This window comes from Pseudomonas sp. LBUM1678, assembly GCF_059695575.1.
In genome coordinates, this window is record NZ_CP166775.1 from 6,498,025 (window position 1) to 6,517,257 (window position 19,233).

The window sequence follows — 19,233 nt, forward strand, 5'->3', positions numbered from 1 at the left end:
ATTCAGGGGTGGCTTGGGTGCGGGCTCAAATGCTCCAGCGAGCACTCAACAAACGTTCATTCAACAGGTTCGGATCGAGCGGCTTTGGCCGTCGCGCCATGGCGCTGAAAAACAACTCCAGCGATTCGTTCAATCGTTGTTCCAGCTCCGGCGCCAACTGCGCCTGGGCGCTGCCTTCGCCGTAAGCGATCTGGCTGTCCACCGCGAAAATCCCATGGAGCATTTCCTGAGCTTTCAACGCCGACAGCACCGGCTTGAGCGCGTAATCCACCGCCAGCATGTGCGCGATGCTGCCGCCAGTGGCCATGGGCAAAACCACCTTGTGATCCAACGCGCGCTCGGGCAGCAGGTCCAGCACGGTTTTCAGCGCGCCAGAGAACGACGCCTTGTAAACCGGGGTGGCGATCAGCAGGCCGTCGGCGTTTTCAATCTGTTGCAGCAGGTCGATCACCTTCGGGCTGTCGAAGCGCGCATGCAGCAAGTCTTCTGCCGGGAAGTCCCGCACCTGGTAACTCACCACTTCCACACCTTGCGCTTGCAACCAGCGTTGAGAGCGCTCCAGCAGCACCCCGGAACGGGAGCGTTGGCTGGGACTGCCACCGAGTGAGACGACCAGCATTCAGGCGATTCCTTGAACGGTGTTGGCGATTCGCGGTTTGCGATCTCGCTTTGATGGAAGTGACCTTAACAGGTGATTGTTATATCCATAAATCATATTTATTCATTTGGTTATGCGTTGTAGATCTATACGAGACAGCTTGGTCCAGGCCAAAAAATGGGCCGTATAAACGGCCCGAAATCCCCTGCTTTATGGATATTGCGGTGTCTGTCAGTCCCCTTCGCGAGCAGGCTCGCTCCCACATTGGATCGCGTTTACCTGTGGGAGCGAGCCTGCTCGCGATAGCGATTTCAGCCACACCGAAAATGCTATGGATTTACTTGTTGGGCTGCGGCGTCAGGCGCAAGTACGGCTTCACCGCGCGATAGCCCTTGGGAAAGCGCTTCCTGATTTCGTCCTCGTCCTTGAGCGACGGCACGATCACCACTTCATCACCGTCCTGCCAGTTGGCCGGGGTCGCCACCTTGTAATTGTCGGTGAGTTGCAGCGAGTCGATCACCCGCAGGATCTCGTGGAAATTGCGTCCGGTACTTGCCGGGTAGGTGATGGTCAGCCGGACCTTTTTGTTCGGGTCGATCACAAACAGCGAGCGCACGGTCAGGGTGTCATTGGCGTTCGGGTGAATCAGGTCGTAGAGGTCCGAAACCTTGCGATCGGCATCCGCCAGGATCGGAAAGTTGACGACCGCGTTCTGTGTTTCATTGATGTCCTCGATCCACTTGTGGTGCGAGTCCACCGGATCCACGGACAGGGCGATGGCTTTCACACCGCGATTGGCAAACTCATCCTTGAGCCTGGCGGTGAAGCCCAGTTCGGTGGTGCACACCGGCGTGAAGTCCGCCGGATGGGAAAACAGCACGCCCCAGCTATCGCCCAGCCATTCGTGGAAACGGAGGGTGCCGGCGCTGGAATCCTGTTCGAAGTCGGGGGCGATATCGCCCAGTCTGAGGCTCATGTTGCTGCTCCTGGTGAGTGCTGGTTGAGCTCAACTGTGCCTGCGTTCCCTATGGATTAAAAAGAATAAATATCGATTTATTTAGATCATAAGTGAATATTAAAAATCTGTTCACTGGACCTGCGGGCGTATCCCGACCAACATCGCCGACAAGGTTCGAGAAGGCCTTGAGTTGCTGCAAAGAGGGAAAATTTCAGGGCGGGATTACGGGGGTGACCTCGCCTTGAAAACGCAAAAGCCCCGCCCGGCGAGATGCCGGGCGGGGCTTTTTTTACATCGATTAGCCACTGTGGGAGCGAGCCTGCTCGCGACGGCGCCGTGTCAGTCACAAATGTGCTGAATGACACCGTTTTCGCGAGCAGGCTCGCTCCCACACGCTATTACAACAGCGGGATCGAGTAGCTGAGGATCAGGCGGTTTTCATCCTGGGAGCGAACGCCCGGGATGTTGGTGCGCCATGTAGCGTTCTTCCACATGAAGCCAACGTTTTTCAACGGGCCTTCTGGTACGACGTAACCGACAGTCAGGTCGCGTTCCCACTCGGTGCTGTTGTTACCGGCTGCAGCAGTAGCGGTGCGGTTGGTGTCGATATCGTCGCCACGCAGATAAACCATACCGGCGGTCAAGCCAGGCACGCCGACTTTGGCGAAGTCGAACGAGTAGCGAGCTTGCCAGGTACGTTCGCCGGCACGGCCGAACTTCTGGATTTGCATGTCGGTGATGGTGTAGTTCGACGAGCCATCACCTTGGTTCAGCCAAGGGAAGTCGCTGCTGCCGTTGCTGACCTGATAACCACCACCAAAGGTGTGACCGGCAACGGAATACAGGAACAGGCCGCTGTACAAGTTGTTGTCGACCTTGCCTTTACCACTGGAAGTGCTGCTGTAGTTGCCGGAGCTGTAGTACAGCGGATCGTGCCCGTTAGCGCCGTCATCAGAGCTGTTGAAGTAGCGCAAGTCCGACTTCAACACACCCGGGCCGATTGCCCAGTTATGCACCAGACCCAGGAAGTGTTGCTTGTAGAAGTCTTCCAGGTTGCCGTAGTAGTACTGCGCGGTCAGGTCTTTAGTGATTTTGTAGTCACCACCGGCATAGATGAACTTGTTGCTGTCGCGACCGCTGGCCGTACGAGCGTTGGCACCGCCGATGCTCAGCTGTTCATTGTTGCTGGAGTTACGCCCTTTCACGGCTTCGATCTGACCGCCGACCAGAGTCAGGTCCTTGATCTCGCCGGAAGTGATCTGACCACCCTGCCAGGTTTGTGGCAACAGACGACCGTCGTTGGTCACGATAACCGGGTTTTTTGGCTGCAGCGTGCCGAGTTTCAGTTCGGTCTGGGAGATCTTGGCTTTTGCAGTCAGGCCCAGGCTGGAGAAGTTATCAACCGCTTCGCCGTTGGATTTGCTTGGGAAAACAGTGCCGCCGTACGAGTTATTGCTGGCGCCGTTGGTTCCGCCGCCCGAATCCAGACGCACGCCCAGCAGGCCGATCGCGTCAATACCGAAGCCGACAGTGCCTTGGGTGTAACCGGAGATGAAACGCAGATCGAAGCCTTGGCCCCACTCTTCGTTTTTGTTCGCGCCCGGACCATCACGGTTATCGGTATTGATGTAGAAGTTACGCAGCCCCAACGTTGCCTTGCTGTCTTCGATGAAACCGGCGGCGCTTGCCTGCTGCGCCAAAACCCCTACGGCCACAGCCAGGGCCAAGGTGGACTTGTTCATTTGTTTCGCTCCTATCGTTTCTAATTTTTTCGGTCCTGAGTCGAATGCTCTGGATCCTGAAATGTGCGGATACCGCCAACCGCAATCCGCGCGCCACTCGAATGATGCGTCTAAGTCAAGGGTCTTAGCGCAATGAATGGGCCGGCATGGTAAACGTAAATATATTTATTTCATTATTTTTCATGCCGTACGGGAATAAAAAACGGCATTTTAATCGCTGCTGGACACTACGTATCGGCACCGGCGGAATGCACTTTAGGTGTTTATTTTAAAAGCCAAAAAGAATAATAAATTCCTACGTAATGCCTAATTAGAATATGAAAAAAATCGCAAAAAAAACCTCGCCAAACGGCGAGGCTCTTTTGCGAAGCTTGTTACAGGAAGCTGTAGGTGTAGTTGAAGATCAGACGGGTCTGGTCTTGGTCAACAAGGGAGGTGCCGTCGCCACGATAAGTACCGTGACGCAGAGTGGTGCCAAAACCTTTTAGCGCGCCCGTTTGAATCACGTAATCTATACGCGCGTCGGTCTCATGCTCGCTCAGGTCTTTACCGCTACCGCTGGTCGCTTTGATGTCTTGACCACTCAGGTAACCAATCGAAGCTTTCAGGCCGGGTACGCCCAGCGAAGCAAAGTCATAGGAGTACTGACCGTACGTGGTGTTTTCACCGGCACGGATGAAGCTGCCGACCGTGGCGTCGGTAAACGAGTAGAAGCTGGCGCCGCCGCCGCCTTCTGGACGCCCGTTGCCATCAACAACGTTACCTTGGTTCAAGAAGACAAAGCCGCCGTCATCGTTGACACGCTGATGCCCGAGCAGGAATGCGCTGCCACCCAGGGTGTAGGTGAACGTGGCGTTCCAGGTCTTGTTATCGACCTCGCCCTTGTTCTTGGCAAAGCCACCGTTGTTGTTGAATTGGTACCCGGCGCTGCCGTTGCCGTTCTTGCCATCGGAGCTGCTGTCGAAATAACGCAGGTCAGTCTTGAACGACTGGTTCGGGGCGATTGGGTAAACGTGCACCAGGCCGAGGAAGTTCTGTTTATAGAAGTCTTCCAGGTTCGCGTAGTAGTACTGCAGCGTCAGGTCTTTGGTGACCTTCCAGTCAGCACCGGCGTAACGGAACTGGTTGCTGTCCTGAGTAGCACCCGCCACAGACAGGCCAGTGGAGTTCGAGGAGGCGCGACCTGTCGCGTGCTCCAGCTGACCCAGGTTGAAGGTGACGTTGTCGATTTCCTTCGAGGTGATGGTGCCACCTTCAAAGGTTTGCGGCAGCACGCGGCTGTCGTTCGCAATCAGGATCGGCATGTTTGGCTGAAGAGCGCCGCCCAGGTGGGCCTCGGTCTTGGAGAAACGCGCCTTGACGTTGCCCGACACACGGCTCCACGAATCCGATGCCGATTTATCGGTATCGCTAGGATTGAAGGAGTTGCTGTCCGGGTGATGGCCCTTGCCACCGTCCAGATGGATACCAACCAGCGCCTGGGCATCGATACCGAAACCGACGACACCTTGGGTAAAGCCCGACAGGTAATCGAACTTCAGACCTTCAGCGGTCTCGCGCTGTCTGTTTGAAGGAGTACTGGAAGTGGTGTTGACAGCATTTTCGCGGTTATCGGCGTCGAAATAATAGGTACGCGAACTAACGGAAGCCTTGCTGTCTTCGATGAAACCGGCGGCGCCTGCCTGCTGCGCCAAAACCCCTACAGCCACGGCCAAGGCCAAGGTCGACTTGTTCATTGCTTCACTCCTCTCGATTCTAATTCTTGTATTCCTGGCCCGGAGTCAATGCCCCAGATCCTAAGATGCGCGATTAGCGCCAGACCGTGACCCACAAGTCAATCGTAACTATGTGTGTCTACGACCATGGTCTAATCCCCGTTTTTTGGTCCTTGCGGGGTCATGAGTTCGTCACAAACCCAAAAAGAATTGGTCAGTTCTTTTTTAATACCTTTTAGGAATACGCTCAGCGCCCCGCGCCAGAGCGGTCGTCTCATAAGCTAATTCCTAAAAGGTATTTGTTAGCATTTTTTTAGATCGATTAGCGTTGACGCAATTCGGAAACAATCCCCTACCGAAAGGCGACGCCATGACGACCAAACGCGCACTATCCAGACCATTTGTTACAGTTTGTGTATCGCTTGTACTTTCTGTTTCCGCTCACGCGGCGAACCTCACCGTCGGCTATCAAACCGGCATCGATCCCAGCAAAGTCCCCCAGGCCGACGGTGTTTACGAAACGACCATCGGCGAGAAAATCGACTGGCGTCGTTTCAACAGCGGCCCGGAAGTGGTGACCGCCATTGCGTCCGGCGACGTACAGATCGGCAACCTCGGCTCAAGCCCGCTGGCGGCGGCCGCTTCGCGCAATCTGCCGATTGTTGCGTTCATAGTTTCCGCACAGATCAACGCTGCCGAAGCACTGGTGGTGCGTAATGGCAGTGGCATCGATAAACCGGAAGATCTGATCGGCAAGACGATCGCCACCCCGTTCGTTTCAACCTCCCATTACAGTCTGCTCAGCGCGCTGAAGCACTGGGGCCTGGATGCCTCGAAGGTCAAAGTGGTGAACCTGCAACCGGCGGAAATCGCTGCCGCATGGAAGCGTGGCGACATCGATGGCGCGTTCGTCTGGTCGCCGGCGCTTGGGGAAATTCGCAAGACAGGCAAGACCTTGACCGACGCGGCACAGGTGGGTCAGTGGGGCGCGCCGACGTTCGAGGTGTGGGTTGTGCGTAAGGATTACGCTGAGAAGCATCCAGACGTTGTGGCCAAATTCGCCAAGGTCACCCTCGACTCGTTCGCCGACTATGCCGCGCATAAAGACAGCTGGACCGCTGACTCGGTACCGGTGCAGAAAATCGCTAAATTGACCGGTGCCAATGCGGCTGATGTGCCGGAGTTGCTGGCCGGCTCCGCGTTCCCGAATGCCAAGGCCCAACAAACCACCGCGCTGCTGGACGGCGGCACGGCCAAGGCGATTGGCGAGACGGCGAAGTTCCTGAAGGAGCAAGGGAAGGTAGAGACAGTGCTGCCGGATTATTCGGCGTATGTCAGCGCGAGATTTGTGCAGGAGTAACACAAAACCTGTGGCGAGGGAGCTCGCTCCCGCTGGGCTGCGGAGCGGCCCCGAACCCGGTAAACGCGTTATGTTTGATAGACCGAGTTATTGGGTTTGGGAGGCCTTCGGCCCCAGCGGGAGCAAGCTCCCTCGCCACAAAAGACTGCGGTTACAGGGTTTTTTCGAAGATCTTCGAATTACGCTGATAGTTGTACAGCGACGCCCGCGCCGACGGCAGGCGCTCAACGCTGCTCGGCACAAACCCACGCTCGCGGAACCAGTGAGCGGTCCGGGTCGTCAGCACGAACAAGGTGTTCAAGCCCTGGGCCCTGGCGCGGGTTTCGATGCGCTCCAGCAACTCATCACCGCGACCGCCATGGCGGTATTCCGGGTTCACCGCCAGACACGCCAACTCCCCCGCATCCGAATCGGCAATCTGATACAACGCCGCACAGGCGATGATCATGCCTTCGCGCTCCACCACGCTGAACTGCTCGATCTCGCGCTCCAGCACCTCACGGGAACGACGCACCAGAATCCCCTGCTCTTCCAGCGGGCTGATCAAGTCCAGCAATCCACCGACATCTTCAATGGCCGCTTCGCGCACAATTTCGAATTGTTCCTGGGCCACCAGCGTACCGCCACCGTCGCGGGTGAACAGTTCGGTCAGCAGCGCGCCGTCTTCGGCGTAGCTGACGATATGGCTGCGTGCGACACCGCCCCGGCACGCTTCAGCGGCCGCATCCAGCAGTTCCGCCTGATAGTTGCTGCCCAAACGTTGCAAATGCGCCGGCACTTGTTGCGGACGCAACTCACGAACCAGCCGACCGTTTTCATCGATCAAGCCCAGGTCAGCGCCAAACAGAAGAAGCTTATCCGCACCCAGGTCGATGGCCGCGCGAGTGGCGACGTCTTCGCAGGCAAGGTTGAAGATCTCACCGGTCGGCGAGTAGCCCAACGGCGACAGCAGCACGATGGAGCGCTCGTCCAGCAGACGGTTGATGCCCTTGCGGTCGACCCGGCGTACTTCGCCGGTGTGGTGATAGTCGACGCCTTCCAGCACGCCGATCGGCCGTGCCGTCACCAGGTTGCCGCCGGCCACCCGCAGACGCGAGCCCTGCATCGGTGACGAGGCCATGTCCATGGACAGCCGCGCTTCGATGGCGATGCGCAGCTGGCCAACGGCGTCGATCACACACTCGAGGGTTGCGGCATCGGTGATGCGCATCCCGTGGTGGTAATGCGGCGTCAGGCCGCGCGCGGCGAGACGGGTTTCGATTTGCGGACGGGAACCGTGAACCAGCACCAGTCGCACGCCGAGGCTATGCAACAGCACCAGGTCGTGGACGATGTTGCCGAAGTTCGGATGCTCCACGCCGTCGCCGGGCAGCATGACGACAAAAGTGCAATCGCGGTGGGCATTGATGTAAGGCGAAGCGTGACGAAGCCAATTAACGTATTCGGGCATGAACCTGGGCCTGTAATAAATAGCAGCCAAAAAATGGGCGAAACTGAAAACGCACAGCGGGCTGATGGTTATCGTCGGAACAGGCTTGGCGACACGCGCGCTCTCCTCATGAATACGGGTTGGGACGCTGGTAATTTATACCTGTAGGAGCCGGCTTGCTGGCGATGCAGGCGCCGCGGTCCATCAGGAGAACCGCGTCATCGTTCATCGCCAGCAAGCCGGCTCCTACAGGTTTAACCGACTGACACTGGCGTTTTGGCCGGCGTCAGGCAGTAATGTTCAATCAATTGTCGTAATAGATGCACCGTAGGCTGCAAACGTGACATTTCGAGGTATTCCCCCGGTTGGTGCGCACAAGCAATATCGCCCGGGCCCAGCACCAGTGTTTCGCAGCCGAGTTGCTGAAGATAAGGCGCTTCGGTGCCGAACGCCACTGCTTCGGCGAGATGGCCGGTCAGCTTTTCGGCGACCCGGACCAATTCGGCGTCCTCGGCCTGCTCGAACGGCGGCACTTCGGGGAACAGCGGCGCGTAGTTGATCTTCACCTGATGGCGTTCGGCAACCGGCTTGAGCCTCTGCAGAATCTCCGCGCGCAGGGCCTTGGGGTCCATGCCCGGCAACGGCCGCAAGTCGAATTCCAGCGAGCACTGGCCGCAGATGCGGTTGGGGTTGTCGCCGCCATGGATGCAGCCGAAGTTCATTGTCGGTGTCGGCACACCGAATTGCGGATTGCGGAATTCACGCTGCCACAACAGGCGCAAGCCACGCAGTTCACCGATGGCATCGTGCATGGCTTCGAGGGCACTGTGGCCCAGACGCGGGTCCGAGGAATGGCCGCTCTGCCCGAGGATGTCGATGCGCTCCATCATGATGCCTTTGTGCATGCGGATCGGCTTCAGGCCGGTCGGCTCGCCAATCACCGCCGCACGTCCCAACGGACGGCCGGCTTCGGCCAAAGCACGAGCACCGGACATCGAGCTTTCTTCATCGCACGTGGCGAGGATCAGCAGCGGTTGCTTGAACGGCTGATCGAGCAGAGGAATCACCGCTTCGATGGCCAGGGCGAAAAAGCCTTTCATGTCGCAACTGCCCAGGCCCACCCAGCGGCCATCGACTTCCGTCAGCTTCAGCGGGTCGGTCTGCCACAACGCGCCATCGAACGGCACCGTATCGCTATGACCCGCCAGCACCAGGCCACCGGGGCCGGAACCGAAACTGGCGAGCAAGTTGAACTTGCCAGGGCTGACCTGCTGGATGTCGCAGGCAAACCCCAGGTCACCGAGCCACGTCGCCAGCAAGTCGATGACCGGACGATTGGATTGATCAAGGCTGGGCTGGGTACAGCTGACCGACGGCGCGGCAATCAGCGCAGCGAACTGATCTTTCATGGACGGCAAAGGCATCGCTGACTCCAACTCGCGAATTGAAGTCCATCATAGAACCATCTGGCGACAGGAATAAACCGCCGCGGCGCGTAGGATGGACGAGTCCTGTACACTGCACGACCTTGGCAGCCACACATTCCCCCGGCTGCGCTCCCGATCCTGGATTTTCCGGCCATGCAGAAAGAAACCGAAATCAAACTCCGCGTCAGCCGCGAAACCCTCGCTGCTCTGCGCGAGCACCCGCTCCTGAAAAAACGCAACAAAAGTGGCTGGGAACGCCGTGAGTTGATGAACCAATACTTCGACACGCCTGAGCGCGACCTGGCCCGCGCCAAGGTTGCCCTGCGCCTGCGCAAGGATGGCGAAGAAGTGATTCAAACGCTCAAGACCCGTGGCCAGAGCGTCGCCGGTCTGTCCGAGCGTAACGAATACGACTGGAACCTGCCCAAAGCCAAGCTCGATGTGAAAAAACTCGACGGCGAATGCTGGCCTGAAGAGTTGGCCGAGCTGGACAAGAAAACCCTGAAGCCGATCTTCACCACCGATTTCGTTCGCGAACGCGCCGAAATCGCTTGGGGCCGTGGCAAGACCAAAGTGGTCATCGAAGCTGCGCTGGACCTGGGCCACGTGGTAGTCGGCAAGCAGAAAGAAGAAATCTGCGAGCTGGAACTGGAACTGCGCGAAGGCGAGCCGGCTGCTCTGCTGGAACTGGCTGCCGAACTGGCCGCGACCCTGGCCCTGATGCCGTGTGACATCAGCAAGGCCGAGCGCGGTTATCGTTTGTACGACGCCAACAGCTATTCGTTGAGCCTGCCGGCGCCGCAGATCACTGCCGAAATGCCGCTGGATGATGCGTTTGCCGCGCTGAGCTGGCATTTGCTGAGCAGCAGCCAGCGTCTGGCCGAGCAGTATCGTTTCAACGGCCACTGGCGGTTGTTGCAGGACTGGGTCGAGAACCTCGCTGAATTGCGCGCGTTGCTCAGCAGCCTGGGTCAAGCCGCACCGCGTCAGTCGACGCACGACCTGCGCATCGCACTGGATGCCTTGCTCGAAGACTGGCGTCCACTGGTGCAAGCCGGTATCGACGACGAAGACGTGCGCAAAGCCGCGCCGGAGCAGTTCCTCGAAGAACTGGAAGACCCGCGTTGGGGCTTGTTCTCGCTGAACACTTCGCGCTGGTTGCTGGCCCGCACTTGGGCAGCTGATCGTAACGTCCGTGGCAATCGCCAGGGCGCTGCGCAATTGGGCAGCTGGTTGCCGCGCTTGCTGGGTGAAGAGGCGACGTCCCTGCAATTGCAGCGTTATCAGCAACAGCCGGAAGATCTGGCCGAGCAACTGCCCCGCATCGAACGCATCCAGGCCTGGCTACACCACGCCCGTGGCGTGCTGGACATCCCGGAAATGGATCGCTTGTACGGTGAGCTGAAACTGTTGGCGCAACTGGCTAACGAGCCGATTACCGATGAATCGCTGGATGCGCGTAAGCAGCAGGCGATTGCGGTTTATCAGAACCGTGCCTGGAAAATGCTGCTGCGTATGTAAGACCGCCATCGCCAGCAGGCAGGCTCCCACAGTTGGAATGCGTTCCCCTGTGGGAGCTAGCCTGCTAGCGATGAGGCCAGCACAGTCACCGCAAAACTCCAGGCGATTGCGGTTTATCAGAATCGTGCCTGGAAAATGCTGCTGCGTATGTAAGACCGCCATCGCCAGCAGGCTAGCTCCCACAGTTGGAATGCGCTCCCCTGTGGGAGCTAGCCTGCTAGCGATGAGGCCAGCACAGTCACCGCAAAACTCCAGGCGATTGCGGTGTATCAGAACCGTGCCTGGAAAATGCTGCTGCGTATGTAAGACCGCCATCGCCAGCAGGCTGGCTCCCACAGTTGGAATGCGTTCCCCTGTGGGAGCTAGCCTGCTAGCGATGAGGCCAGCAAATTCACTGCAAAACTTCAGACCGGCAAACTGGTGGTGGACTTGATTTCCGACAACGCCACTATCGAGTTCACTTCCTGAATCCCCGGCACCATCGACAGCTTTTCAAAGAAAAACCGCTCATACGCCTCGATGTCCGCCGTGACAATCCGCAGCAAGAAATCCACCGCCCCCATCAACACATAACATTCCAGCACTTCGGGAAAACCGCGAATCGCCTCGGTGAACTCAGTGAAGTTCGACCGCCCGTGCGCGTTGAGTTTGATCTCGGCAAAAATCTGCGTGTTAAGCCCGATCTTCTTCCGGTCGAGCAACGTTACCTGACCGCGTATGATCCCCTCCTCCTTCATCCGCTGAATCCGCCGCCAGCACGGCGATTGCGAGAGCCCCACCTGTTCGGCGATCTGCGCGCTGGAGAGCGAAGCGTCTTCTTGCAGCAACGCGAGTATCTTGCGGTCGTAGCCATCCAGCTCGTTGTGCATAAATAAACCCGTGATTGATAGCCCGCCGAATCAAACAATTCGAAAAGCAGGCAATAAGCCCAATCATAGATAAGAAATACCCCGCACCGAATGTAAAAATTCCTCCATTGATTTGGAGACCGACCATGCCGCATCTGGAAGCTGTGAACACCTCGCCCACCCGCGCCGATGTCTGGAACGCCGGCAACGCTCATTGCCGCGTTCATTACCAACTGCTGGCCGAAGCCGAGCCGGACCTGCTCTGCCGGGCGCTCAACTTTTTCGCTTTACAGTTCCTGACGCCGCAATCGGTCAATGCGCAGCGGATGGACGATTTGATGTCGATCGACATCGTCATGGACGGACTGAGCTGGCATCGAGCCGAAGTGATTGCGGAAAAATTACGTAACCTGATCAGCGTGTGTTCGGTCGAGCTGCAAGCGGCTGACTCCATGCGGGAAGCGCCGGCTCAGGCGGCAGGCTGACAAACCTCGACACGGCTTCGTCGGGTAGTGGCCCAACGGTCGGCGGGTCCGCGGCTATCCTTTGCGAACTGTTGTTCATGAGGAGCCCGCATGTCCGTTCAACTTGCCATTCAGGACCGCTGGCTGGATCTCAATGATTTGCTGCGTGAACTGGTCGCCCAGGGCTTTATCAGCCAGGACTCGGCCGAACACGCGCTCAATGCCCGTCGCCGCCACGCCGCCAATGGCCAGATGCATCCCCTGGAATTCATCGCCAGCCAACACCTGGACGACCTCAGCCGTCCGGGCAAACACCTCGACCTGGAAAGCCTGACCCTGTGGCTGTCACAACAGGCCGGTCAGCCTTATCTGCGCATCGATCCGCTGAAAATCAACGTCGCGGCCATTACCCCGCTGATGTCCTACGCCTTCGCCCAGCGCCACAAGATTCTTGCGGTGTCCATCGACCGCGACGCGGTGACCGTGGCCAGCGCCCAACCTTACGTCAACGGCTGGGAAGCTGACCTGACCCACGTGTTGAAGCTGCCGATCAAACGCGTCGTGGCCAACCCGGTGGACATCCAGCGCTTCAGCGTCGAGTTTTTCCGCCTGGCCAAATCGGTCAGCGGTGCGACCAATGCCGATCAGCAAACCAGCTCCCTGGGCAATTTCGAGCAACTGCTCAACCTCGGCGCCAGCGATCAGGAACCGGACGCCAACGACGCCCACATCGTCAACATCGTCGACTGGCTGTTCCAGTACGCCTTCCAGCAGCGCGCCAGTGATATCCACATCGAACCCCGGCGCGAGCAAGGCACGGTGCGTTTTCGCATCGACGGCGTGCTGCACAACGTCTATCAATTTCCGCCGCAAGTGACCATGGCCATCGTCAGCCGCCTGAAAAGCCTCGGGCGGATGAACGTCGCGGAAAAGCGCAAACCCCAGGACGGTCGGGTGAAAACCAAGACCCCGGACGGCGGCGAAGTCGAGCTGCGGCTGTCAACATTGCCGACGGCGTTCGGCGAAAAAATGGTCATGCGAATTTTCGACCCGGAAGTGCTGCTCAAAGATTTCGATCAGTTGGGTTTCTCCGCCGAAGACCTGCGCCGCTGGCAGGACATGACGAGCCAGCCCAACGGCATCATTCTGGTGACCGGCCCGACCGGTTCAGGCAAGACCACCACGCTCTACACCACGCTCAAGAAACTGGCGACGCCGGAGGTCAACCTCTGCACCATCGAAGACCCGATTGAAATGGTCGAGCCGGCGTTCAACCAGATGCAGGTCCAGCACAACATCGACCTGACCTTCGCCGCCGGCGTGCGCGCGCTGATGCGACAGGATCCGGACATCATCATGATCGGTGAGATCCGCGACCTCGAAACCGCGGAAATGGCGATCCAGGCTGCACTGACCGGTCACTTGGTGCTGTCGACGCTGCACACCAACGATGCGCCGAGCGCCATCAGCCGCTTGCTGGAACTCGGCGTGCCGCATTACCTGATCAAAGCCACGGTACTCGGCGTCATGGCCCAGCGCCTGGTCCGTACCTTGTGCCCGCACTGCAAGGCACCGCTGACGTTGGGTGAGGAAGACTGGCAAACCCTGACCAAACCCTGGCAAGCGCCGCTTCCCACCAATGCCCAGCGCGCCATCGGCTGTCTGGAATGCCGCGACACCGGCTATCGAGGCCGCGCCGGGGTCTACGAAATCATGCAACTGACTGACGGTGTGAAAGCACTGATCAATCCCGACACCGATTTGCTGGCGGTACGGCGTCAGGCGTTCAAGGAAGGCATGCGCAGTTTGCGTTTGTCGGGGGCGCAGAAAGTGGCCGCCGGTTTGACGACGATTGAAGAAGTATTGCGAGTGACGCCGCAGAGCGAGCAAAAGTAGGCGCGGCCATCACGGAACTGGATTGGGGGAACGGCATCCAACCCCGTAGTTAACCAGTGGAGTCACCATCATGCGTCTCAAACTTGCTGTCGCTACCATCGCCTTGTTGTCCCTTCCAGTCGGTTCGGCGATGGCCGATAGCTTTTGGCGTAACGTCATTTCGTCCGGTGCGACCACCGGTTCGACCTACCTGACCTTCAAGGATCACAAGCTGATCGTTGCCGCGCAGGACGATGCCGGCAGCTTCGTCGCCAGTGACGGCGGCATCCGCGGTCCTTATCTGGAGGCCGCGATGCAGAAAGTCCGCGCCGACAATCCGGGCCTGCAGGCTACGGACATGGAACTGGCGAATGCGATCCTGGCGAAGAATGCTGTTGCCTCGGAATAAGCGCTATTGCTGAACAAAAAATGCCGCTCACATGAGCGGCATTTTTTTGCCCGACACAAACCCCCTGTAGGAGCGAGGCTTGCCCGCGAAAGCGATTTAACTCTCAACATTTACGTCAACTGACACACCGCTTTCGCGGGCAAGCCTCGCTCCTACAGGGGACGGTACTATCAGCGGTAATCGTCGACCGGGACACAGGCGCAAAACAAGTTGCGGTCTCCGTACACGTTATCCACCCGATTCACCACCGGCCAATACTTGTGCGCCTTGGTGTGCGCATCCGGCGTCACCGCTTGCTCGATGCTGTAAGGCCGCTCCCAAATGCCGGTGATGTCGGCCAGGGTATGCGGTGCTCGCTTCAACGGATTGTCTTCGGCCGGCCAATTACCGTTTTGCACCTCGGTGATTTCCGCGCGAATGCTCAGCATTGCGCCGATAAACCGGTCCAGCTCGGCCTTTGACTCACTCTCGGTCGGCTCGACCATCAGCGTTCCCGGCACCGGAAACGACATGGTCGGCGCATGGAAACCGTAATCCATCAGGCGCTTGGCCACGTCCTCTTCACTGATCCCGGTCAGCGCCTTCAATGGCCGCAAATCCAGAATGCATTCGTGAGCCACCCGCTCGTTACGCCCGGTGTAGAGCACCGGAAAGGCCCCGGACAAATGCTGCGCCAGGTAATTCGCGGCGAGGATTGCTACCTCGCTGGCATCCGCCAATTGCGGCCCCATCATGGCGATGTACATCCAGCTGATCGGCAAAATACTCGCACTGCCCCACGGCGCTGCGCTGACCGCGCCGTTCTGCGGCAGCGGCCCTTCAATCGGCACCACCGGGTGATTGGCGACGAACGGCGCCAAGTGCGCGCGCACGCCAATCGGCCCCATGCCCGGCCCGCCGCCGCCATGGGGAATGCAAAAGGTCTTGTGCAGGTTCATGTGGGACACGTCGGCGCCAATGTCCGCCGGCCGCGCCAATCCAACCTGAGCGTTGAGGTTGGCGCCATCCATGTACACCTGGCCGCCGTGGCTGTGGATAACTTCACAGATTTCGCTGATGCCTTCCTCGTAAACGCCATGGGTCGATGGATACGTCGCCATCAGGCAGGCGAGTTTGTCGCCCGCCTCCGCAGCCTTGTCTTTGAGGTCATCCAGATCGACGTTACCCGCCTCGTCGCACTCGACAATCACCACACGCATCCCGGCCATCTGCGCCGAGGCCGGGTTGGTGCCGTGGGCCGAGGACGGGATCAGGCAGATGTCTCGCGCTCCTTCATGACGGCTCTCATGGTATTTGCGGATTGCCAGTAGCCCGGCGTACTCGCCTTGCGCGCCGGAGTTGGGTTGCATGCAGATCGCGTCAAAACCGGTGATCGCGCAAAGCCAACGCTCCAACTCCTCGATCATCAGCGAATAACCCACTGCCTGCTCTTTCGGTACAAACGGGTGCAGGTGGGCGAACTGGGGCCAGGTGATGGGGATCATCTCGCTGGTGGCATTGAGTTTCATGGTGCAAGAGCCCAGCGGGATCATCGACTGATTGAGTGCCAGGTCTTTGTTCTCTAGTTGCTTGAGGTAGCGCAGCATCTCGGTTTCGCTGTGATGAGCGCTGAACACCGGATGACGCAGATAAGGCGAGGTGCGCAGCAGACCTGCGGGAATACCGGAAGCAAGGACTTCAGCATCCAGTTCATCGACGATCAACCCATGATCGGCACCGAGGAATACATCGAACAGTTTCGCTACCGTGGTTTCGTCAGAGGTTTCGTCGAGGCTCAGCCCCAACTGCCCGCGCCCGAGAATGCGCAAATTGATCTGTGCGGTCAGGGCACTTTCGATGATTGCCGTCTGTGTGCCACCGACCTCCAGCGTCAGCGTGTCGAAAAAGTGTGTGTTCAGGCGGGTGATCCCGTGACGCTCAAGGCCGGCGGCGAGAATGCAGGTCAGTCGATGGACGCGTTGGGCAATCTGCTTCAACCCTTCCGGACCGTGGTAGACCGCATAGAAACTGGCGATGTTGGCCAGCAATACCTGAGCGGTGCAGATGTTCGAGTTGGCCTTCTCCCGGCGGATATGTTGCTCGCGGGTTTGCAGGGCCATGCGCAAAGCGGTGTTGCCACGAGCATCTTTCGAGACGCCGATGATCCGCCCGGGAATCGCTCGTTTGTACTCTTCGCGGCTAGCAAAAAATGCCGCGTGCGGTCCGCCGTAACCCATCGGCACGCCAAAACGCTGGGACGAGCCGAACACCACGTCGGCGCCCAGTTCCCCCGGCGGGGTCAGCAACAGCAGGCTCAGCAGATCCGTCGCCACACAGGCCAGCGCCTGCTGGGCATGCAGATGATCGATCAATGGACGCAGATCGCAGATCTCGCCATGGGTGTCCGGATATTGCAGCAGCGCACCAAACACCTGGTGCTGCTTCAAGTTATCCACAGCGTCGATGATCAGCTCGAACCCGAATCCTTCGGCGCGGGTCTGCACCACGGAGATGGTTTGTGGATGGCAATTTTCATCGACGAAGAACAGATTGCTTCTGGACTTGGCGACACGCTTGGCCAGTGCCATGGCTTCCGCTGCCGCCGTGGCTTCATCGAGCAGCGAAGCGTTGGCCAGTTCGAGCCCCGTGAGGTCTATGGTCAATTGCTGGAAATTCAGCAGCGCTTCGAGTCGGCCTTGGGCGATCTCCGGTTGATAAGGTGTGTAGGCGGTGTACCAGCCGGGATTTTCCAGCACGTTGCGCAGAATGACGGTGGGTGTGAGGGTGCCGTGGTAGCCCATGCCGATCAGGCTGGTCCAGACCTGGTTCTGCTCGGCGTACCCGCGCAGCTTGGCCAGCGCGGCTTCTTCGTCAAGGGCGGGCGGCAAATCGAGTGCCCGGTTCAGGCGGATTCCCGGCGGCACCGTCTGCTCGATCAGCTCGACCCGGCTGCCGAGGCCGAGGCTGTCGAGCATCGCCTGTTGCTCGGCGGCATCGGGCCCGAGATGGCGGCGAAGAAAGGCATTGGGGTCGCGTAACTGGCTCAAGGACGGCAACTGGGACATGACGGGCTCTCTCTTGACTGGCGCTCAACGTCGATGCAACACGGTCAAACCAGCATAGCAGCCGATGTCGCTGTGCCTCTGACGATCAAAAGATCGCAGCCTCGTTTCACTCGACAGCTGCTACATCCGAATGCGATCCCCTGTAGCAGCTGTCGAGTGAAACGAGGCTGCGATCCTTTTGATCTTGAGAATGAAAAAGCCCCGACAAGTCGGGGCTTTGGGGATGACGCTTAAGGCTTACTCGCCGATGGCGGCCTTGTAGCCGGCTGCATCGAGCAGCTTGTCCAGCTCACCCTTGTCGCTAGGCTTCAGTTTGAAGATCCAGGCACTGTACGGATCGGAGTTGAGCAGTTCCGGATTAGCGCTCAGGTCTTCGTTGATCGCGATCACTTCACCGGATACCGGGGAGTAGATGTCGGATGCGGCTTTAACCGATTCAACGACACCGGCTTGATCTTCGGCAGCGAAGACTTTTCCGACTTCGGTGAGCTCAACGAACACCACATCGCCCAAGGCTTCCTGAGCGTGATCGCTGATGCCCACGGTGACGGTGCCATCGGCTTCCAGGCGGGCCCATTCGTGACTTTCGGCAAAACGCAGGTCGGCAGGGATATCGCTCATGTTCTGTGTCCTCAAGAAAATTGTCAGCGGTCGTGCCCGCCAAAAAAGGTTAGATCAAGGTTTTGCCATGGCGTACGAAGGTCGGTTTGACCACTCGGACCGGGTACCACTTGCCACGGATTTCCACTTCTGCGCGGTCGGCAGTTGCCATCGGCACGCGCGCCAGTGCTATCGACTTGCTAAGCGTAGGAGAGAAACTACCACTGGTGATCTCTCCTTCGCCAACATTGGCGATACGGACAACTTGATGAGCGCGCAAAACCCCACGCTCCTCAAGGACCAGACCGACCAGTTTGTGCTGCACGCCACCCGCCCGCTCGGCTTCCAGGGCACTGCGACCGATGAACTGGCGAGTGGCCGGTTCCCAGGCAATGCTCCACGCCATGTTGGACGCCAGCGGTGAAACGTCTTGATGAATGTCCTGGCCGTACAAATTCATGCCGGCTTCGACACGCAAAGTATCCCGGGCGCCCAGACCGATAGGGGAAATGCCCGCGCCCACCAGGTCGTTGAAAAACCCTGGGGCCTGATTGGCCGGCAGCACGATTTCCAGGCCATCTTCACCGGTATAACCGGTGCGCGCGATAAACCAGTCGCCATCAGGCTGGCCTTCGAAAGGCTTGAGCATCTGGATCAGGTTGCCGCGGGACTGGGTGACCAGTTCGGAGATTTTGTGGCGGGCATGGGGGCCTTGAATCGCCAGCATCGCCAGTTCGCTGCGCTCATTGAGCTGCACATCGAAACCATCGATATGGGCCTGCATCCAGGCAAGATCCTGATTGCGGGTGGAGGCGTTGACCACCAGCCGATAACCATCCTCGAGACGGTAGACGATCATGTCGTCGACGATGCCGCCGCGCTCGTTGAGCATGGTGCTGTACAAGGCACGGCCGGGGCTGTGCAGGCGCTCGACGTCATTGGCCAGCAAATGCTGGAGCCAGGCTTTGGCCTGGGGGCCGGCGACATCGATCACGGTCATGTGGGATACATCGAAAACCCCGCAATCGCGGCGCACCTGATGGTGTTCCTCGACCTGCGAGCCGTAATGCAAAGGCATATCCCAACCGCCAAAATCGACCATCTTCGCGCCGAGGGCGAGATGAAGGTCATACAGAGGCGTACGCTGTCCCATGGGTTTCTCCTTCCGGGCGTGGCGAAGGTGCGGGCAAGTGCTTAACGGGCGAAAGCCTTGAAATAGAAGGCTTTCAGCCGGTTTCAGCTA

The 19,233-nt window shown here is 58.7% G+C and carries 15 protein-coding genes; 5 read left to right on the forward strand and 10 right to left on the reverse strand.

Annotation, left to right across the window (positions count from 1 at the left end; translation table 11 throughout):
• Positions 1 to 25 precede the first annotated feature (25 nt).
• The 4 genes from ssuE to ACA070_RS29665 all read right to left on the reverse strand — a co-directional run bounded on the left by ssuE (position 26) and on the right by ACA070_RS29665 (position 5,034).
• Positions 26 to 619, reverse strand: coding sequence for an NADPH-dependent FMN reductase (gene ssuE, locus ACA070_RS29650; RefSeq protein ID WP_497331729.1), 594 nt, complete (start codon positions 617 to 619; stop codon positions 26 to 28).
• 316 nt (positions 620 to 935) lie between these two features.
• Positions 936 to 1,574, reverse strand: a complete 639-nt coding sequence (locus ACA070_RS29655; RefSeq protein ID WP_497449370.1) for a peroxiredoxin — start codon at positions 1,572 to 1,574, stop codon at positions 936 to 938.
• A 380-nt stretch (positions 1,575 to 1,954) separates the two neighbouring features.
• A complete protein-coding gene (locus tag ACA070_RS29660; protein ID WP_497449371.1) occupies positions 1,955 to 3,298 on the reverse strand; it encodes an OprD family porin in 1,344 nt (447 codons plus the stop codon).
• 374 nt (positions 3,299 to 3,672) lie between these two features.
• Positions 3,673 to 5,034, reverse strand: coding sequence for an OprD family outer membrane porin (locus ACA070_RS29665; RefSeq protein ID WP_497449372.1), 1,362 nt, complete (start codon positions 5,032 to 5,034; stop codon positions 3,673 to 3,675).
• A 349-nt stretch (positions 5,035 to 5,383) separates the two neighbouring features.
• On the opposite strand from ACA070_RS29665, the gene tauA reads away from it, so the two are divergent.
• Entirely contained in the window at positions 5,384 to 6,373 is a 990-nt protein-coding gene (gene tauA / locus ACA070_RS29670) for a taurine ABC transporter substrate-binding protein (RefSeq protein ID WP_497449373.1), read from the forward strand.
• Between the two features lie 151 nt (positions 6,374 to 6,524).
• On the opposite strand, the gene argA is transcribed toward tauA, so the two are convergent.
• Together argA and argE are read right to left on the reverse strand one after the other, a co-directional pair.
• Positions 6,525 to 7,823, reverse strand: coding sequence for an amino-acid N-acetyltransferase (gene argA / locus ACA070_RS29675; protein ID WP_438658244.1), 1,299 nt, complete (start codon positions 7,821 to 7,823; stop codon positions 6,525 to 6,527).
• Positions 7,824 to 8,056: 233 nt separating this feature from the next.
• Positions 8,057 to 9,226, reverse strand: coding sequence for an acetylornithine deacetylase (argE, locus tag ACA070_RS29680; RefSeq protein ID WP_497449374.1), 1,170 nt, complete (start codon positions 9,224 to 9,226; stop codon positions 8,057 to 8,059).
• A 156-nt stretch (positions 9,227 to 9,382) separates the two neighbouring features.
• On the opposite strand from argE, the gene ACA070_RS29685 reads away from it, so the two are divergent.
• Positions 9,383 to 10,750 (forward strand): CYTH domain-containing protein, encoded by a 1,368-nt coding sequence (locus ACA070_RS29685; protein ID WP_497449375.1) that lies wholly within the window; start codon positions 9,383 to 9,385, stop codon positions 10,748 to 10,750.
• A gap of 404 nt (positions 10,751 to 11,154) precedes the next feature.
• Here the strand turns inward: ACA070_RS29685 and ACA070_RS29690 are convergent, their stop codons facing one another.
• Positions 11,155 to 11,619: an Lrp/AsnC family transcriptional regulator gene (locus ACA070_RS29690; RefSeq protein WP_497449376.1), complete on the reverse strand. Its 465-nt coding sequence runs from the start codon at positions 11,617 to 11,619 to the stop codon at positions 11,155 to 11,157.
• 125 nt (positions 11,620 to 11,744) lie between these two features.
• On the opposite strand from ACA070_RS29690, the gene ACA070_RS29695 reads away from it, so the two are divergent.
• The 3 genes from ACA070_RS29695 to ACA070_RS29705 all read left to right on the forward strand — a co-directional run bounded on the left by ACA070_RS29695 (position 11,745) and on the right by ACA070_RS29705 (position 14,346).
• Positions 11,745 to 12,083, forward strand: a complete 339-nt coding sequence (locus ACA070_RS29695; RefSeq protein ID WP_497449377.1) for an ACT-like domain-containing protein — start codon at positions 11,745 to 11,747, stop codon at positions 12,081 to 12,083.
• A gap of 90 nt (positions 12,084 to 12,173) precedes the next feature.
• Positions 12,174 to 13,958 carry a type IV pilus assembly ATPase TfpB gene (gene tfpB, locus ACA070_RS29700; protein WP_438658239.1) on the forward strand — a complete coding sequence of 595 codons (1,785 nt, stop codon included), beginning with the start codon at positions 12,174 to 12,176 and terminating at the stop codon, positions 13,956 to 13,958.
• 67 nt (positions 13,959 to 14,025) lie between these two features.
• The gene (locus ACA070_RS29705) at positions 14,026 to 14,346 is read left to right on the forward strand and encodes a DUF2388 domain-containing protein (protein ID WP_169857239.1); all 321 of its coding nucleotides are present in this window, start codon (positions 14,026 to 14,028) and stop codon (positions 14,344 to 14,346) included.
• A gap of 170 nt (positions 14,347 to 14,516) precedes the next feature.
• On the opposite strand, the gene gcvP is transcribed toward ACA070_RS29705, so the two are convergent.
• The 3 genes from gcvP to gcvT form a co-directional block, all read right to left on the reverse strand.
• Entirely contained in the window at positions 14,517 to 17,390 is a 2,874-nt protein-coding gene (gcvP, locus tag ACA070_RS29710; RefSeq protein ID WP_497449378.1) for an aminomethyl-transferring glycine dehydrogenase, read from the reverse strand.
• 237 nt (positions 17,391 to 17,627) lie between these two features.
• Entirely contained in the window at positions 17,628 to 18,011 is a 384-nt protein-coding gene (gcvH, locus tag ACA070_RS29715) for a glycine cleavage system protein GcvH (protein ID WP_497449379.1), read from the reverse strand.
• A 49-nt stretch (positions 18,012 to 18,060) separates the two neighbouring features.
• Positions 18,061 to 19,143, reverse strand: a complete 1,083-nt coding sequence (gene gcvT, locus ACA070_RS29720; protein ID WP_109635741.1) for a glycine cleavage system aminomethyltransferase GcvT — start codon at positions 19,141 to 19,143, stop codon at positions 18,061 to 18,063.
• Positions 19,144 to 19,233 lie beyond the last annotated feature (90 nt).

What these genes read in the sequence shown, in the direction of transcription:
- ssuE (WP_497331729.1), bottom strand. Translation starts at nt 619, where the DNA reads ATGCTGGTCGTCTCACTCGGTGGCAGTCCCAGCCAACGCTCCCGTTCC.
- ACA070_RS29655 (WP_497449370.1), bottom strand. Translation starts at nt 1,574, where the DNA reads ATGAGCCTCAGACTGGGCGATATCGCCCCCGACTTCGAACAGGATTCC.
- ACA070_RS29660 (WP_497449371.1), bottom strand. Translation starts at nt 3,298, where the DNA reads ATGAACAAGTCCACCTTGGCCCTGGCTGTGGCCGTAGGGGTTTTGGCG.
- ACA070_RS29665 (WP_497449372.1), bottom strand. Translation starts at nt 5,034, where the DNA reads ATGAACAAGTCGACCTTGGCCTTGGCCGTGGCTGTAGGGGTTTTGGCG.
- tauA (WP_497449373.1), top strand. Translation starts at nt 5,384, where the DNA reads ATGACGACCAAACGCGCACTATCCAGACCATTTGTTACAGTTTGTGTA.
- argA (WP_438658244.1), bottom strand. Translation starts at nt 7,823, where the DNA reads ATGCCCGAATACGTTAATTGGCTTCGTCACGCTTCGCCTTACATCAAT.
- argE (WP_497449374.1), bottom strand. Translation starts at nt 9,226, where the DNA reads ATGCCTTTGCCGTCCATGAAAGATCAGTTCGCTGCGCTGATTGCCGCG.
- ACA070_RS29685 (WP_497449375.1), top strand. Translation starts at nt 9,383, where the DNA reads ATGCAGAAAGAAACCGAAATCAAACTCCGCGTCAGCCGCGAAACCCTC.
- ACA070_RS29690 (WP_497449376.1), bottom strand. Translation starts at nt 11,619, where the DNA reads ATGCACAACGAGCTGGATGGCTACGACCGCAAGATACTCGCGTTGCTG.
- ACA070_RS29695 (WP_497449377.1), top strand. Translation starts at nt 11,745, where the DNA reads ATGCCGCATCTGGAAGCTGTGAACACCTCGCCCACCCGCGCCGATGTC.
- tfpB (WP_438658239.1), top strand. Translation starts at nt 12,174, where the DNA reads ATGTCCGTTCAACTTGCCATTCAGGACCGCTGGCTGGATCTCAATGAT.
- gcvP (WP_497449378.1), bottom strand. Translation starts at nt 17,390, where the DNA reads ATGTCCCAGTTGCCGTCCTTGAGCCAGTTACGCGACCCCAATGCCTTT.
- gcvH (WP_497449379.1), bottom strand. Translation starts at nt 18,011, where the DNA reads ATGAGCGATATCCCTGCCGACCTGCGTTTTGCCGAAAGTCACGAATGG.
- gcvT (WP_109635741.1), bottom strand. Translation starts at nt 19,143, where the DNA reads ATGGGACAGCGTACGCCTCTGTATGACCTTCATCTCGCCCTCGGCGCG.